At 69.2% G+C, this 16,670-nt stretch carries 15 protein-coding genes; 12 read left to right on the top strand and 3 right to left on the bottom strand.

Annotated features, from left to right (window positions below):
• Positions 1-675, top strand: a complete 675-nt coding sequence (locus tag ABZY89_RS18115; protein WP_355229406.1) for an HdeD family acid-resistance protein — start codon at positions 1-3, stop codon at positions 673-675.
• 57 nt (positions 676-732) lie between these two features.
• Here ABZY89_RS18115 and ABZY89_RS18110 read toward each other — a convergent pair whose 3' ends face one another.
• The 3 genes from ABZY89_RS18110 to ABZY89_RS18100 form a co-directional block, all read right to left on the bottom strand.
• Positions 733-3,264, bottom strand: a complete 2,532-nt coding sequence (locus ABZY89_RS18110) for a LuxR C-terminal-related transcriptional regulator (RefSeq protein WP_355229405.1) — start codon at positions 3,262-3,264, stop codon at positions 733-735.
• Positions 3,265-3,599: 335 nt separating this feature from the next.
• Positions 3,600-4,241, bottom strand: coding sequence for a hypothetical protein (locus ABZY89_RS18105; RefSeq protein WP_355229403.1), 642 nt, complete (start codon positions 4,239-4,241; stop codon positions 3,600-3,602).
• Positions 4,242-4,320: 79 nt separating this feature from the next.
• A complete protein-coding gene (locus ABZY89_RS18100; RefSeq protein ID WP_355229401.1) occupies positions 4,321-6,093 on the bottom strand; it encodes a SulP family inorganic anion transporter in 1,773 nt (590 codons plus the stop codon).
• A 212-nt stretch (positions 6,094-6,305) separates the two neighbouring features.
• Between ABZY89_RS18100 and ABZY89_RS18095 the strand changes: the two genes are divergently transcribed.
• The 11 genes from ABZY89_RS18095 (at position 6,306) to ABZY89_RS18045 (ending at position 16,663) form a co-directional block, all read left to right on the top strand.
• Complete coding sequence (locus tag ABZY89_RS18095) at positions 6,306-6,683, top strand: SHOCT domain-containing protein (RefSeq protein ID WP_355229399.1); 378 nt, start codon at positions 6,306-6,308, stop codon at positions 6,681-6,683.
• 99 nt (positions 6,684-6,782) lie between these two features.
• Positions 6,783-7,553 carry a hypothetical protein gene (locus ABZY89_RS18090; protein ID WP_355229397.1) on the top strand — a complete coding sequence of 257 codons (771 nt, stop codon included), beginning with the start codon at positions 6,783-6,785 and terminating at the stop codon, positions 7,551-7,553.
• A gap of 119 nt (positions 7,554-7,672) precedes the next feature.
• Positions 7,673-7,954, top strand: coding sequence for a hypothetical protein (locus ABZY89_RS18085; RefSeq protein ID WP_355229395.1), 282 nt, complete (start codon positions 7,673-7,675; stop codon positions 7,952-7,954).
• Positions 7,951-8,175: a hypothetical protein gene (locus ABZY89_RS18080; protein WP_355229393.1), complete on the top strand. Its 225-nt coding sequence runs from the start codon at positions 7,951-7,953 to the stop codon at positions 8,173-8,175. Before ABZY89_RS18085 ends, ABZY89_RS18080 begins: the two co-directional genes overlap by 4 nt.
• Positions 8,172-8,702, top strand: a complete 531-nt coding sequence (locus ABZY89_RS18075) for a hypothetical protein (RefSeq protein WP_355229391.1) — start codon at positions 8,172-8,174, stop codon at positions 8,700-8,702. The genes ABZY89_RS18080 and ABZY89_RS18075 overlap by 4 nt, the downstream gene beginning before the upstream one ends.
• 143 nt (positions 8,703-8,845) lie before the next feature.
• Positions 8,846-11,488, top strand: a complete 2,643-nt coding sequence (locus ABZY89_RS18070) for a LuxR C-terminal-related transcriptional regulator (RefSeq protein ID WP_355229389.1) — start codon at positions 8,846-8,848, stop codon at positions 11,486-11,488.
• Positions 11,489-11,599: 111 nt separating this feature from the next.
• Positions 11,600-12,148, top strand: coding sequence for a hypothetical protein (locus tag ABZY89_RS18065; RefSeq protein WP_355229387.1), 549 nt, complete (start codon positions 11,600-11,602; stop codon positions 12,146-12,148).
• A 27-nt stretch (positions 12,149-12,175) separates the two neighbouring features.
• Positions 12,176-13,324, top strand: a complete 1,149-nt coding sequence (locus ABZY89_RS18060; protein WP_355229386.1) for a DUF4331 family protein — start codon at positions 12,176-12,178, stop codon at positions 13,322-13,324.
• A gap of 1 nt (position 13,325) precedes the next feature.
• Positions 13,326-14,687, top strand: a complete 1,362-nt coding sequence (locus ABZY89_RS18055; RefSeq protein ID WP_355229384.1) for a Dyp-type peroxidase — start codon at positions 13,326-13,328, stop codon at positions 14,685-14,687.
• The gene (locus tag ABZY89_RS18050) at positions 14,684-15,544 is read left to right on the top strand and encodes an enoyl-CoA hydratase/isomerase family protein (RefSeq protein ID WP_355229382.1); all 861 of its coding nucleotides are present in this window, start codon (positions 14,684-14,686) and stop codon (positions 15,542-15,544) included. Before ABZY89_RS18055 ends, ABZY89_RS18050 begins: the two co-directional genes overlap by 4 nt.
• 36 nt (positions 15,545-15,580) lie before the next feature.
• Positions 15,581-16,663 (top strand): sulfite oxidase, encoded by a 1,083-nt coding sequence (locus ABZY89_RS18045; protein WP_355229380.1) that lies wholly within the window; start codon positions 15,581-15,583, stop codon positions 16,661-16,663.
• Positions 16,664-16,670: the final 7 nt, after the last annotated feature.

The following is a 16,670-nucleotide window of genomic DNA, read 5'->3' as shown; positions in this document are numbered from 1 at the left end:
ATGGCCAGCTCCGACATCCCGGGCCACGACGTCACCGGCTCGGTGGATCCGGGCCCCGGCGTACGGGGCTCGGGTCCCGGGCCGGATCCGAGCTCGGCCACGCCGGCTCAGGACCGTCCCGTCGGCTCCGGCTCCGTGTTCGAGGGCCTCGGGGACTACTGGGGCCTGGTTCTGGCCTACGGGCTGGTCACCACGGCACTCGGCGTCATCCTGGCGGTCTGGCCGAAGCAGACGCTCGTCGTCGTCGCGGTGATCGTCGCGATCCAGATCATCGTGTCGGGAGTGTTCCGCCTCATCGCCGCGGTGGCCGGCAGCTCCATGGAGGGCGGCCTGCGAGCGGTCGTCGGCTTCTCGGGGGCGCTGGCGATCGTCGTCGGCCTGCTCTTCCTGCGTGACCCGGTCCAGACGCTGCTCATCGTCACCATCCTGCTCGGGGTCTGGTGGGTCATCGGAGGCATCGTCGACATCATCGGCGCCGTTCTCCGGCCGGCCCCTGGGCGACGTATGTGGGACATCACCGCGGGAGCCATCACGGTCCTCGCCGGTGCTGTGCTTCTCATCAACCCGGAGCTGTCGCTGGGTGCGCTCCTGCTGGTCTCCTGTATCTGGCTGATCGTCGTCGGCATCATCGCCATCGCGATGGCCTTCCGGCTCCGTTCCGAGGCCAAGAGCTGAGGTCGAACCCGGCCGAGAGCGAGCTCGATCGCCTCGGCCGGGTCCGCGCGCAGATCGTCAGATGAGGTTCAGGCTCCGCGCCACGGCAAGCGCCTGACTGCGCCGTGAGGCGCCGAGCTTGGCGTACAGGCTGCTGACGTGGGTCTTCACCGTGTTCTCGGAGACGTAGAGCGCGGCGCTGATGTCGGCGTACGTCGATCCGCGAGCGAGCTCACGAAGGACGTCCCGCTCGCGGGCGCTCAGGCCCGGGAGGGGCCCGGCGGCCTCGTCGACCGCCTCGGTCGGACGGGGCGTGCCCTGGTCGAAGAACGTCGTCAGGCTGGGCATGTCCGCGATGCCGGCCGAGATCCGGCTGACCCAACGATGCGGCCGGAGCGTGGGAAACCGTCCCAGCATGGTCTGCACGGGCGTCCCCTGTCGGGTCCAGCCGAGGAACGGGATCGCGTTCTGACGCACCTCGGTCTCGATCGCGACCTGCTGGAGATGTTCGGCCGCCGCGTCCACGTCCCCGAGCTCGTGGAGCAGCTCCGCGCGCCCGACGAGCGCGACCCCGCGGGTCATCGGCTGGGACCAGGTCGCCTGCTGGGCGGCTGTGGCGAAGTGGTCCGCGGCGAGTCGCCGGTTACCGTCGAGGTCGGCGAGCAGCGCTCCGGCAAGGGCCGCCTCGCCGTTCATCCCGCGCTCGGTGAGCTCGGCCTCCACGGACTTCAGCGAACGCCGGTCGGTGGCCAGTGCGGCCAGCTCGGCCCGGTTGAGCAGCAGAGTGACCTGCAGGTGGTCCGGAAGCCGGAAGGCCCCGGGCAGGTCCAACGGCTCGCCGAGGATCTGGCGAGCGCGTACGACCGAGTGGTCGGACAGCGTGAGGTGTGCCTCCCGGAGTCTCATCCAGAACCGGGTGCACAGGTCCGCGGGATGGAGCTTCGCGTCCGGGATGGGCGCCAGCTCGAGCCAGGGGAGCCGTGCGGCGCATGCCAGGGCTGCGGCCAGCGCCGTCCGGGTGCGGGTGAAGTCGCTGCGGGCGCCGTGCGGTCGGCCTCTGTCGGCCCGCTCGAGCAGGGTGGCGGCCTCGTCGGCGATCTCTCCGCAGGCCGCCTCGCGACCCAGCATGTATTCGGTCATCGCCAGATGGCTGGAGGCGTCGGCCCCGACCGCCGGCATGTCCCAGGTGCGGGCCAGCCCGATGGCGGAGGTGAGGCTCTGCTCCGCCTCCAACAGCTGACCGAGCCAGCTCTGGGTGATGCCGAGCTCGGTGAGCAGCTGAGGCAGGACGTCGGCCTCGCCGCCGGCGCCGTGCCTGCCCCGGACCACCTCGGCGGCCCGGTCAGCCGCGGTACGCAGCGGCTCGAGGCCGAGTCGTGCCCGCATCAGCCCGATGCAGGCGAGCTCTTCCTCCGACATCGCCGTCGGCTCAGCCAGGCACCTGTCGAGCCAGTGCTCGGCCTCGGGTACGTCGCCGTCGAGCCAGGCCTCGACCGCGAGTGCGAACCAGGCCCTCGGGGTCGTCTCGACGTGCTCGGCGAGGTTGCGTGCGAAGGGACCGAGGCGGTCGCCGTCACCGCGCATCGCCGTCTTGACGCCGTCGTCGGCGAGCACGACCGCCATCTCCTCGTGGGCGCCGACGGCTTCGAGCCGTCCCAGCGCGCCCCGTGCCTCGCCGCGCGTCCGGTCGATCCGGACAGCACGCACCACGGTCGCCTGCGCCCGGGCGACGTCGACCCCGCCGGCGACCAGCCGGCGGCGTACGACCTCGGCGAGGAGCGGGTGGATCCGGTAGGCCTCCTCACCATGGGCGTCGGGGACGAGCGGGACCGCGCGGGTCACCAGCAGCCCGGTGCTCTCCAGATCGGTCAGCGTCTCTCCGGCGCTCGGGTCCTGGGAGAGATGGGCGGCGGTCCTGGCGGTCACGACCGTCTCGGCAGATGTGCACAGCAGCAGATGCCTCGCGCGTGCGGACAGCGACGCGAACACCTCGCTCGCCACCCGGTCACCGAGACCGACGGTTCCGTCCTCGAAAGCGGTCTCGCCCGCCCTGCCCGGAGGGCTCGCGTGAACTGACCGGGCCGCGAGGACGACCGCGGCGCACCAGCCGCGGGCCTGCTGGACGATGGCGTCGATGACGGGCCTGGAATCGGTGCGGGCGTGCTCGACGATGAGTGCCTCGGCCTCGACGTCGCTCAGCTGCAGCACATTGCCTCGTACGACCGAGAAGTTGCCCAGCAGCTCCGGCACCAGCCTGGTGAAGGGCAGGTCCCAACGGCTGATCATCACCAGACGCATGGAGTCGGGATCGTCGTTGAGCCGCTCGTTGAGCATCCGGTGCGTGGCCGCGCGAAGCAGGTGTGCGTCGTCGATGACGATGCGCGAGGGCGTGCCCTCAGCCGCCTCGTCGAGAATCGCGGAGAGCTGGTCAGGAGTCATCGTGCCGTCGGCGTCCACCCAGCGCTGTGCGCGTGGAGGCCCGTCGCCGGTCTGTTGCCGCAGCCATCCGGCGACCCCCAGGGTCTTGCCGGCGCCGGCGGGCGCGATCAGCAGGGTGATCGCGGCATCGGCGGAGCGGTCGAGATCGGCCCACAGCGAGCGGCGTGGCACGTAGACCCTCGGGAGGCGAGGCCACGGGGCGCTGGCCGCGCCATCACCGTCCCTCGTTGTGGGTATCACCACCGTCGCCGCCTCACGGCGTGGCATCGGTGCGGATCCTTCTGTCGTCGGGTCTGTAGCGGGCGCCGGCCTGCTGCGCTGCACAACCCCTCCCCTCAGTCAGAGCTCAGATGCCACGTCGGCGTCGTGCGCTCGTTTGGGGGGAGAGTGCTGATGAGCGTCACCGCGCCGTAGATGAGCGGAAATACCCGTCCGGTCATCTTGCGATGCTACTCAAAGTAAACGGCAAAAAATGGCGAAGGATCACCTATTTCAGGTGACCGGGGTCAGATCATCTTGGGGAACGTCATCAGGATGACCGCCAGGATCACGAAACCCACGCCGCCGATACAGAGCAGCGCCCACTGTGCGTTACGGCGACGCATGCGCTCGGAGAGGGCTGCGAAGAAGAGCACGCAGGCGAAGCCGATGGTCAGCACGGTGTAGTTGTCGCCGCGCTGGTTGTTGCGGAGCGCCTGGCGGAACTTGCGGTCGGCGGTTGCGTCCGCGGCTCTCGCATCCACGGACTCGGGGATGACGTACTCCTTCATGTCGAACGGTGTGGCGGGGGCGTCGGGGTCCTTGAGCGGCCGGGTGTCGAGCCAGGCCGGGAAGACCGTTGCCAGCGGCTCCGGGAAGCGCGCCTGGAGGAACTCGGTGAGCTCGGTGTCACCGCTCTGGTAGGCCTCGAGCCACTGCGTGAACAGGGCGACCTGGACCGACAGCTTGCGGTTCGCAGTGGACTCCAACCGGGCGGCCTCGATCCGGTTCGTCGATGCCTGGGAGAAGGAGATCGACATCGCGCCGCTCCACTTGCTGGCCTGGAAGCCGGTCCAGGCGGTCAGGATCGCCGTCACGGAGAGCAGCACGATCGCGATCAGCTCGCGCCAGTCCGTGTGCGAGTGCTCAGGGGCCACAGTGGTCGTCACGATCCCAGGGTGCGTACGCCGGGGGGTGTCGGTGATCGCCGGAAAGGGGTGAACGAGTGGATTCTTGCGAACAGCTCGGCTACAGGGCCATCTGGTCCGGTGGCCAGTCGCCCTCGTGCGGGTCGCGGTAGGTACGTCCGGACGACGACTGTTCCTGGTCGATGGGCTCCTCGTCGTCCTGCGCCACCCAGGTGACGGCATCCTCGTAGGCCTCCCGGGTGGCCTCCCAGATCACCGCGGTGCCCTGGTAGACGGAGCCGGCCGAGCCGAGCGTGTCGTCGGTCTGCAGCTGGCGCACCAGCCGCTCGTTGTCGGTGACGATCACCAGCCTGCTGCCGAGGTCGCCGAGCCCGGCGGCGTACGTCCCCAGCACCTCGAGGAGCGTGGCGCCGGCGTCGTCGGCGCCACGCAGCCGCAGGATCACCACGGACCTGCGGGAGGCCGGGGTCAGGTCCGGCATCTGCGAGCGAAGCGAGCTGGCGGTGGCGAAGAAGATCGGCCCGTACGGTTGGAGCACCACGACCTCGCGTTCGCCGAGGCTCCCCGGAGGGTTGGTCTCGATGACCCGGTCGTCCGCACCCATCACCAGCCTGCGCGTCACTAGGCGTGAGGACTGGCCGATCACGAAGAGCAGCACCGAGAGTCCGACCCCGACGAGCACGGCGTACTGCAACGGCATCAGCAGGGTGAGCACCAGCGTCGTCAGCATCACCGTCAGCGGCACCGGCCCGGTCTTGCCGACCGCGATCAGCTTGGCCGGCTTGACGGTGCTGACACCGACCACGATCAGCAGCCCGGCGAGGGCCGGCATGGCGACCAGCTCGACGACGGCGGAGAACAGGACGATGACGGCGGCCATGACAGCGGCCGCGACCAGGAGTGCGAACCGGTTCCGGGCACCCGCGCCGACGACCAGCGAGGTGGCCGACATCGACCCGCCCACGGGTACGCCGCGGAAGAGGCCGGAGGCGATGTTGCCCGCTCCCTGGCCGATGAAGTCGCGCGAGGGACGGGTGGTGCCGTCCGGGTTCGGGAAGCCCGCCGAGACCCCGGCACCCTGGACCAGCCCGACGAACGCGAGCGCGGCGGCGGGGAGGAGGAGATCGATCGTGGCCGACAGGTCGGGGAACACCGGAAGAGGCAGCGAGCCGGGGACCTCGGCGACGTCTGCGACCAGCGCCACGGTGTCGCTTCCCATCGCGTTGAGGAGGGCAGCCAGCGCGGAGCCCGCGGCGACCGCCACCACCAGTCCGGTGGCGCCCAGGCGGGTGCGCTGCAGGACGAGGATGCCGGCGACGGTGGTCAGGCCGACGACCAGGGACGCGAGGTCGATCCCGCGAAGGTGCAGGAGCAGATCCAGCGCCGCGGTCACGCGGTTGCTTCCCTGGGAGTCGTAGCCGGTGAAGTTGTCGAGCTGGCCGAGCACGATGCTGATCCCGACCGCGGAGATGAACCCCGTCATCACCGACTTGGACACGAACCGCAGCATCCGGCCCAGGCGGAGCGCGCCGGCGACGATCATGACGACGCCGGTGAGGATCGAGAGGGTCGCGAGCGCTCGCACCGGGTCGTCGTAGGCGTCGAGGTCGACGTCGGCGACGATGATCGCCATCGCCCCGGTGCCCTGGATCGCCATCGCGGCGGTCCCGGTGAACAGCGCCCCTCCGGCGAGCCCGAACAGGTAGCCGTAGAGCCCCGCGACCGGGTTCACTCCGGCGAGGAGGCCGCTGGCGAGCCCGTCCGGGACCGACTCGATGCCGAGGACGGCGCCGGCAGCGGCATCGCGCCGGGCCGTACGCCGATCGAAGAGGTGGCGAGGCAGAGAGATCCGCTCGCGCAGCCAGGTCAGCACCGCACCATCGCAGCGCCACCGGCGCGAGGCCGCCTCACCTGACTCGGGTGAGGCGATTGCCTCGCTCCCGCTCTTGGTCTGAGCGGGCTATCACCCGTTGCGGGTGAAGGGAACTCGTGCTGGAGGGCCAACCATGGGTCCATGTTGCTGAGCTGACCTCGGGTGCCGGCCAGCATTCTCTGCGTCATCCCGAATGAAGGAGAACTTCTCACATGAGCTTCTGGGACATCATCTGGTTCATCATCGTGTCCTTCGCCTTCGTGGCGTACCTGATGATCCTGTTCAACATCGTCACCGACCTCTTCCGGGACAAATCGGTCTCCGGTGGAATGAAGGCCGTCTGGATGATCGGTCTCGTCTTCTTGCCGTTCCTCATCGCCGTGATCTACCTGATCGTCCGGGGTAAGGGGATGGCGGAGCGCCAGAACGAGGTCGTCCAGAACGTCCGGGCGGCACAGGACGAGTACATCCGCTCGGTCGCCAGCGCATCTCCCGCCGAGGAGATCGCCAAGGCCCAGCAGCTGCTCGATGCCGGGACGATCACCCCGGAGGAGTTCGCGGCCCTCAAGGCGAAGGCCGTGGCCACCTGACCGGCCTCCGCGCCAGCGGGCTCGTCATCGCGCTGCCCGGAGCCAGTCGTCCGGCCGGGGTGATGCCCCGGCCTTCTCGGGGTGGCAACGTGACCGACCATGTCCACAAGCACCCAGCCACCGGGACTGCTCTCCGCCGAACAGCTCGGTGAGCTGCTCGAGCTGACCAAGCAGGCCGACAGCGTCGAGCTCAAGATGACCGTGCCGAACGCCGAACGGCCTCTGGCGGTGGCAGCCCTGGGGCTGGATCCGCTGGATGCCCAGATCCGGCAGGTGTACTTCTTCGACACCGCTGACCTGGCACTCAACCGACGCGGGGTCGTCGTCCGTGCGCGTCGGATCAAAGGACGGAACGACGACTCCGTCGTGAAGGTGCGGCCCGTCAACCCGACAGAGGTCTCGACGGCGCGCAAGTCCAAGAACCTGTCCGTAGAGGTCGACGCGATGCCAGGAGGCTTCGTCTGCTCGGCCTCGATGAAGGCGACCTTCGGCCGCACCGACGTCAAGGAGGTCGCCGCGGGCACGCGCGCGATCCACAAGGTCTACACGAAGGAGCAGCAGAGCTTCTTCCGGGCCAACGCCCCCTCGGGCCTCGATCTCGATGATCTGGTGCTCCTCGGTCCGATCACCGTCCTGAAGCAGAAGCTGAGTCCAGAGGAGTACGCCGGCCGGCTGGTCGCCGAGCTGTGGCTCTATCCGGATGGCTCGCGAATCCTCGAGCTCTCTTCCAGGTGCGCGCCCATGAACGCCTTCCAGGTCGCCGCCGAGCTCAAGGCGTTCCTGGTCAAGCGCGGGCTGGGGATCTCGGGCGACCAGCAGACCAAGACCACTACAGCGCTCGCGTACTTCGCAAGCGAGCTGGCCGCGTAGCCGCACCGGCGAGTCCGTGGTCCTCATCCGCCACGGACGACGCCTCGTCGCTGGTTCCGCAGCAGGATTGCTTCAGCTGTAGCGGCCAGGCACCGAGCGCGGGAAGTCGAGTTGAGACCATGGATCAGAACCCGCGGGAGCCGGTAGCCGCCGATGCCGCCGATGCCCAGGCCTTCGAGATTCGGGTTGCCGGGCTGGTCCCGCAGCAGGTCCTGGTGCAGCTCGTCGACGTCGAGACCTCGTCGCGAGAGACGAGAACCGTGTTGATCCGCCGGTGTCGGGACCAAGCCGAGCTCCACGGGTTCCTCGCGAGACTTCGGACTTTCGGTCTCGAGGTCGTGGAGGTCCGACGGCTCATCACCGGGGCGGCGGACGAGGAGTCGAGCGGGGGCGACGCATGAGTGAGGCTGGGCCCGACGAAGAGGTCGTGTTCGAGCTGACCGTCGAAGGCGAGCTGGGTCCGGTGCTCCGTTGTGCGTTGCAACCGGATGCCGTGGAGCGGCAGCCGTGCACCGTCTTCCGAGCCACTGCCGGCGCGGGTCTCGGCGTCGCCGACCTCGTGGGAATGCTGGATGCGGAGGGGCTGACGGTGGAGAGCATCCGGGTGGCCGGCCTCAGATGAACAGCGAGGGTCTGGGTCGCGAGGTCAGCGAGCCGCACGGTGGACAGGACACGCGGTTCGGTCGCGGGCCCGGCGCGGTGGCCGGCGCCGTCTACGGCCTCGTCTCGATCATCGCCATCATCGCCGGAGCCTCACACTTCGACGACTCTGCCGGCCGAGTCTTCGCCTTCGCCGTGGTCTCCAGCTTCGTGATCTGGACCGTGCACGTCTATGCGTCGATCCTGGCCGAATCGGGGTCGGAGCTCGCGCCGTGGCGCAGCGTCCTCATCGCGGGCGTGCGTCACGAGATCGGAATCGTGGAGGGTGTGTTCATCCCGCTGCTCATCCTGTTCCTCGGAGCGATCGGGTGGGTCGATGACGGACGTGCCATCGCCTGGTCCATGTGGTCCGGCGTCGTGCTCCTGGTTCTCATCCCGCTGTTCTGGCTCCGTCGGACGGGCCGCTCGTGGGTTGGGTCCTTGGTCGCGTCCGGGGCGTGTGGGCTGCTCGGCCTGGGGCTGACCTGGATGAAGGTCCTGCTGCACTGACCCACGCGAGCTGACGCATACGGGCTATATACGGCTTCCGGACGTCGTACTAGCGTAAAGAGTCGCTCGGGACTGACGTTCCCCCTGTTCAATCCGTTGGGCGCACGTGCGCTTTGGTTCGATCTAGGAGGCACGTCGACGAGATGGGACCTCACCCCGGCGATGGCTGGTTCGGCATCCCGACGGTTCCCTCGGGATATGTGCCGCGGCCCCGCCTCCTGCAGCTGCTCGATCGCAGTGACGACTGCTCGTTCGTGCTGGTCAGCGCGCCGGCTGGAACCGGGAAGACGGCCCTGGTGGCGGAATGGGTCGCGGCGGGCGGGGAGCAGGACAGCACAGCGTGGATCACCTTCGAGGGGATGGATGCCGCATTCTGGCCCGGTCTCTTCGGGTGCCTCGAGAGCCTGGGCGTAGCGGTTTCACCCGATACGGTCCGCAGGGACGAGGGCGCGCTCGACCGCCAGGTTCGCCGGACGGTCGCGGAGGCGGTCTGCGGCCACCCGGCCCGACTGACAGTCGTGGTGGACGGATACGACCTGCTCTCTGCGGACGTGGCCGAAGATCTGGACTTCCTGTTGCGACACACCGGCGACCGTCTCCGGCTGGTGATGGCGACGCGGGCCGATCCGATGCTTCCGCTCTACCGGTACCGGCTCGATGACACGGTCGTCGAGGTGCGGATGTCGGATCTGGCCTTCACCGACGAGGAAGCCGGTGAGCTGACCCTGCGGGCGGAACTGACCCTGACGCCGGATTCCGTGCACGCGCTCAACCTTCGGACGAAGGGATGGGCGGCCGGGCTGCGGTTCGGCACACAGCTCCTGCGGCTGCGGCCGGATCCGGATCACGCCGTCGCGGAGATCGTCGGCGACACCGGGAACATCGCGGAGTACCTCGTGGGCGAAGTGCTGGCCGCCCAGAGCCCAGACGTACGGGCCCTGCTCCTGGCGACGAGCGTTCCCGACACGATCCAACCGGGACTGGCCGAGGCGCTCGCCGGTCCCACGGCCGAACGTATGCTGAACCTTCTGACCCGGGACAATGTGCTCATCGAGCCCGTATCAGGTCGCGCTGGGTGCTACCGCTACAACCCGCTCTTCCGGGATCTCCTCCGCGCTGTACTTGCCTACGAATCGCCTGAGGAGATGAGGCACCTGCAGCGAACGGCGGCTGAGTGGTACGCCCACGACGGTCAGGTCACTGCGTCCGTCGGTCACTTCGTGGCGATCGAGGCCTGGGAAGAGGCGGCCGCAGAGGTGGTCGACGACCTGGCAGTCGGCCAGTTGCTGCTCGACGACAGCACGAGCGCCTTGACCCGGTCGCTGCGGTCTATCCCGTCCGAGCTGGAGGACCCCGCGTCCACTGTCGTGAGAGCGACGCTCGCGTTGGGCGCAGGGGACACCACCGGGTTCACGAACGAACTGGCTCAGGTGCGGACGGAGCCCGGGGAGCCATCAGGGTCTCATCCCTGGGCCACGAACGTCGCGGTCCGGGTGCTGGAAGCCGTGGGCGCGCAGGCGTCAGAGGACCCGAGCGAAGCGATGTCCCTCGCGACGGCGGCCGAACAGGTTCTGGAGGCGCCAGGCCGCGGCCCGAAGGGGAACTCACGCCCCGAGCTGATCTCTCTCGTCCTTGTCAGCAAGGGCATCGCGACCCTGCGCCAGGGAAGGCTGGCGACGGCTGATGCGATGTTCAAGTCGGGCGTCGCCGCGGCCGTGAGTGCCGGATCCGAGGCCGTACTCGTCGAGTGTCTGGGCTACCAGGCCGTCATCGCCTGCTGCCGGGGCAAGCTCTCCAGGGCCGCGAGGCTCGGGGATCGAGCGATCGGGGAGGCCGAGCGCATCGGTGTCAGCGCAGCAGACCGGTCGGCTGCCGCCCGGATAGCACGTGGTTGGGTGGAGATGGAGCGGTACGACCTGCGTGCGGCAGCCGATCACGTTCTGTCGGTCGAGCGACTGGACCTGCCGTTGCGTGATCCGATTCCGCATGCCTTCCTGGCCCTGATCAGGGCGCGCCTCCAGGTGGCGCACGGTGACCGGCTGGGCGCAGCCAGCAGGCTCGAGCAGGCGGCCGCCGGAGTGAAAGACGAGCAGGGTTGGCTCGGTCAGCAGCTACGCATCGAGCTCGCCCACGTTCGAGTCGCTGCTGGTGAGCCGGCGGCAGCCGTGGCCGACGTCGAGTTCCTTGACGGCCAGCCCGAGGGTGCCCTCGTCGTCGGGCTTGCACAGCTGCAGCTGGGTGATCCGGATGCCGCCGACGCCGCGATGTCAACGGTCCTTTCCAAGCGGGCTGCTGTGCCGATCCAGGTCTCCGGCTGGCTGGTGGAGTGTGCGCGTCGGCTTCACGACGGACCATCAGTGCGGGCACACGCGGCGCTCCAACGGGCCCTCACACTGGCCTCGCCGGAACGAGTGCGACGTCCCTTCCACGAGGCGCCCTCGGTGGTGCGCCAGCTGCTCGTGCGGGACAAGCAGCTGAGCGCTGAGCACGAATGGCTCTTCGAGATCTCGACGGCGCCTTCACGGAGGTTGTCCGCTCAGAAGGGTGCGCTGACTTCGCCCCCGGCGGGCCCTCCCGCGCCCGTGTTCGAGGAGCTCACGGAGAAGGAGATGGAGGTCCTGGGTCACCTGGCGAACCTCCTCACCACCGAGGAGATCGCAGGCGTCATGTACATCTCCGTCAACACGATCCGCACCCACGTGCGCAACATCCTTCGAAAGCTGGGTGTGGGTCGCCGCAACGCTGCCGTCAGGCGTGCGCGCGAGCTGGGGCTCCTACCGCAGTGAGCAATGCTTCGAGCCGCTTCGGTTCATCCGCAGGGGATGAAGTCATCGGCGCGGACATCGTTCTACGGTCAGACGGCTGGAGTCCCGCCAGCCGGACACCCGGAGGAAGCCGTGACCGCACCAGACGTGAGCGCCCCACAGCCCGGGCTGAGTGTCGGGCCGACGAGCGAGTTCAGCCTGTTCTTCCGGGTCAAACCCGGTGAGGCGGCGTCCCTGCGCAGTGCACTGTTGGCGCTCCAGGACACCCCCGGCTACCGGCCGGGCGACTACGGGATGGCGATCCAGACCATTCACGAGGCGCGGTTCGTGCTGTTCGACGATGACACCCGGCTGGCGTTCATCACCAGCTTCGACGGTCCGTGGGACGCCTACATGGAGGACTTCTTCACCTCGGGTCCGACGCTGGCCCTCTTCGACGTGATCTTCAGACACGTCGAGGGGTACGACGGGCTGCCGGACGTGGCGGCCGTGCGCTCGTTCGTCCTGGGAGCCGAGCAGAGCGCCGCGGCGTACGCCCGCAACTACGGCGGGACGGTCAAGGAGATCCGCAAGGCGCAGCGTGTGAACAGCGCCTTCCAGCAGGTCCTCGACCACCCGCAGGCCGCCGAGATCCTCGAGCATCCCGCGATGCGGCCCTTGCTCGACGAGGCCGGCGACTAGCCCGCGCGAGCGGGGCGAGGAGCAGCAGTGTCTGATCACATCTCAGGACCGCGCGCCCTGGCCGATCCGATCGCGGACATCACCGACTTCTACGCGTTCCCGAGCCCCGACTCCCCGGGGCGCCTCGTTCTCGTGATGAACACCCTGCCGATGGCCAACCCCACCGACCTGTTCTCGGCAGGGTTGCTCTACCGCTTCCGGCTGCGGCCGCTGAGCGCGCCTGTCGCCGGCTCGACCAGCGGGGTGTTCGTCCCTGGGGACGACGAAACGGTCATCGACTGCGTCTTCGAATCACCTGAGCATGTGACGGATCCAGCCGCTGGTCGGCCGGACCACGAGCAGCACGGCAGCTGCATGGCGCCGGGCGGCGAGGAGGTCACCTTCCGCGTCAACGACGAGTCCGGAGGCGCCGGCGGGGGAGTACGTGTCTTCGCCGGAGCGCGGTGGGACCCGTTCATCATGGATGCCCGCGCCGCGCTGGCCACGATCGCCACGCGGAAGCTCGCGTTCACCGAGGACGGGTCGATCTTCCTGGACGGCAAGAACGTGCTGAGCATCGTGGTCGAGATCGACTCCGGTCTTCTGCCAGGCGGGATGCTCGTGGGTGTGGTCGCCGAGACCTTGACCCGGGGCGAGTTCAACGTCCGCATCGAACGGGTCGGCCGGCCCGAGGTGAAGAACATGATGCTGGCCCCGAAGGACTTCGACCAGGTCAACCGCGATCTGGAGATCCGCGACCTCTACAACATGGAGGACGCGTTCCACCTCGGGGAGTCGTACTACGGGGCATTCCGGGCACGCCTGGATGCCAACCTCGCGTTCTGGGACTGCCTCGACGGCAAGCGGGACTGGCCTCTTGGAGAGGACGGGAGCCACCCGCTCACCGACCTCGTCCTCGCCGACTACCTGGTCGTCGACCCCACCCTCCCGTACGCCGAGCAGGGGTCCTTCCTCGAGATCGAGCTCGCCGCCCGGCGTGGCGAGCCGCATCAGACCTGCGGAGGCCGGGCCCTGAACGACGACGTGATGGACGCGCTCTTCACCCAGCTCGTCAACGCAGGTCACGGCCCCACGATCCGCGACGGCGTCGACTCCGCCAGCCGCCCGGCCACCAGCACGTTCCCGTATCTGGTCGCGGCGAACCCGGACCCACCTGAACCTCCGGAGCATCACTGACATGGACGACGTGACCCTCGAGCTGGACGACATCCAGTCCGGTGCGCTGTTCGAGCGCCCCTCGCCGTACGTGGGTGTCTACCTGCTGCTCACCATCCGCGATCGCCGCGACGGCCGCGAGCTGGTCCGGCGGCTGCACCGGCTCCTCACCACCGCCGGCGAGGCCAGCGAGGCCGGCGAGACCTCGCTGACGGTCGCGTTTACCTACCAGGGGTTGACGGCGCTCGGCGTGCCGCAGGCGTCCCTCGACAGCTTCGCCCCCGAGTTTCGGGAGGGCATGGCGGCTCGGGCCGAGATCCTGGGGGACGTCGGCGAGAGTGGTCCCGACCATTGGGAGAAGCCCCTGGGCAGCACCGACGTTCACGTCGCCATCTCGGTGCTCGCCCCGGACGAGGGCCGGCTCCGTGCTGTCGCCGACCAGGCCCGCCGAGCCCATGCCGAGCTGCCCGGGATCGAGCTCATCTGGCGCCAGGACTGCTACCAGCTCGCGACGGGACGGACGTCGTTCGGCTTCAAGGACGGCATCGGCCAACCGGCTGTCGCAGGAAGCGGCCGACCTGCCACCGACTCGCGCGAACCCCCGCTCAAAGCCGGGGAGATCATCCTCGGCTACCCGGACGAGACGGGCGAGCTCGCTCCGATGCCGTCCCCTGAAGTGCTGGGGCGCAACGGCACGTACGTCGTGTTCCGCAAGCTGCACACCAAGGTGGCGGCGTACCGGTCCTATCTGCGGGCGAGGGCGAAGTCGCGCGCTGAGGAGGAGCTTCTCGGGGCGAAGATGGTCGGCCGCTGGCAGAGCGGCGCCCCGCTCGCGCTCGCGCCGGAACGCGACGACCCGGAGCTCGGGAGCGACCCGGTCCGCAACAACGACTTCGCCTACGGTGACGACCCGCGCGGCTTCAAGTGCCCCGTCGGTGCCCACGCGCGCCGCGCCAACCCTCGCGACGCCCTGGACCACGAAGGAAGCGTCGACGTGCGGTTGCACCGAATGATCCGGCGCGGCACCAGCTACGGCCCGGCCCTGCCCGACGGCGTGCTCGAGGACGACGGGGCCGAGCGCGGCATCATGTTCGTGTTCGCCGGCGCGCACCTCAAACGGCAGTTCGAGTTCGTGAAGACCCAGTGGCTCAACGACGGCATCTTCATCGGCGCCCCAGACGAGTCCGACCCGCTCGTCGGCCCCCACGGCGAGGCCGGCACGTTCACGATCCCGCAACGACCGATCCGGCGCCGACTCCAGGACCTGCCGCCGTTCGTGGTCACCCGCGGTGGCGAGTACTGCTTCGCCCCGAGCCTGAGCGCGCTGCGCTGGCTCGCGGACCCGGAACCCGACGACCCCGCCACCCAGAGAGGAAGCAGATGAGCACCTCGAGCACCGACCGCTGGTCCGCACTCGACTTCGCCCCACCGGCCCCCGACGTCGAGGAGACCGAACCGTCGATCCTCCTCGACTACCTGTCCGACGGCAGCGTCGCCCGGATCACGCTCAACCGCCCCCACGCCGACAATGCGATCTCGACCGAGATGGGCGCGCTGCTGACGGAGGCCGTCGAGGAGATCGCGGTACGAACCCGCGTACGAGTCGTCATCCTGACGGGTGCCGGGGAGCGGGCGTTCTCGGTCGGAAGCGACCTGCGACAGCGCAAGGCGATGACCAAGGAGGACTGGCTGCGCCAGCGCCAGGCATTCGACCGCACCCTGTACACGGTGCGCCAGCTGCGCAAGCCGATCTTCGCCGCCGTCAACGGGATCGCGTACGGCGGCGGTTGCGAGCTGGCTCAGAGCACCGACTTCATCATCGCCTCGACCGCCGCGACGTTCGGTCAGCCCGAGGCGATGCTCGGCCTGGCTGCCGGCGGCGGCTCGCCGGCGCTGCTGCCCCGCCTGCTGCCGCGTGGCAAGGCGCTGCAGATGCTGATGACCGGCGACCCGATTCCTTCGGCGGAGGCGTACCGGCTGGGCATGGTCAACGAGCTGCACGAACCCGGCGACCTCTCGTCAGCGGCACTGGGGATCGCGGACAAGATCGCCAGCAACTCGCCGACCGCGGTCCAGGCGGTGAAGCGGGCCGTGCACCTGGGGGAGGGGCAGCCGATCGAGGAGGCCGTCGCGATCATGATGGACGCCCACTGGCGCTCCGCGGTCCACCCCGACCGCGTCGAGGGCATCGGCGCCTTCAACGACGGCCGCGAACCCACCTTCGCCGACTCCGACTTCTGACCGACACGTGATCCGCCCCAAGGAGGCTGAACCAACATGACCGTTGCCGATGAGCTCGAGGCAGCCCGCGCCGCCCTGGTGATGATCAACCCAGCGCCGTACAACGCCGAAGCACCACCGGCCGCCCTGGCTGCCGACGTCACTCCGACCGAGCTCCACTACGTACGCAGCAACTTCGCGGTGCCCGACCACGACGGCACGCTGGAGATCGGCGGCGCGGTCAGCAAGCCCACGACCCTGACGCTCGAGGACCTGCGGGCGATGCCCGCGCACGACCGCACGGTCACCCTCGAGTGCGCCGGCAACGGCCGCCTGGAGATGAGGCCGCTACCGACCGGGGAGCCCTGGGGAGACTTCGCCGTCTCCACCGCACGGTGGACCGGAGCCCTGCTCCACGATGTTCTCGCGCAGGTCGAGCCGGCGACCGACGGGGTCGAGCTCCTCGCCACCGGCGCCGACCACGGGCCGTACCACCTGCAGGCGATCCTCCCCGAGACCGACCAGGACAACCTGACCTTCACCCGGGCGCTGCCCCTGTCGCAGGCCACCGACCCCGACTCGGGGATCCTCATCGCGTACGAGATGAACGGCCAGCCCCTCGGGCGCGACCACGGCGCCCCGTTTCGGCTGATCGTCCCGCACTGGTACGCCGTTGCGTCCGTGAAGTGGCTCGAGCGCCTCGACGTCCTCACCGAGCCGTACACCGGAGAGTTCCAGACCGGCCACTACATCTACGAATGGCTTGACCGGCCCCACGAGCCCGTCACCCTCATGCGGGTCCGCGCCCGGATCACCGAGCCCACACCCGGCTCGGTCCTCACCCAGGAGACCTGCGTCGTCCGCGGGAAGGCCTGGTCAGGCACCGGTCCGGTCACCAAGGTCGAGGTCAGCCTCACGGGAGAGGGCGAGTGGCAGCCGGCGAAGCTGGACCCGGCCGCCCCGGGCGACTTCGGCTGGCAGGACTGGAGGTTCACCTGGGACGGGATCGGCGTCGGCCGGCACACCCTTCGAGCCAGAGCGACCGACGCTGCCGGGAACGTGCAGCCCGACGTACCGCCGTGGAACCGGCTGGGCTACGGGAACAACGCCATCGAGGTCATCTACGTCGACCGGCGTTAGCTTCCAG

The organism is Nocardioides sp. NPDC006303 (genome assembly GCF_040613175.1).
Classification (GTDB): domain Bacteria; phylum Actinomycetota; class Actinomycetes; order Propionibacteriales; family Nocardioidaceae; genus Nocardioides.
Note: the sequence above shows the minus strand (reverse complement) of the source record. Positions and strands in the feature narration are given on the sequence as shown.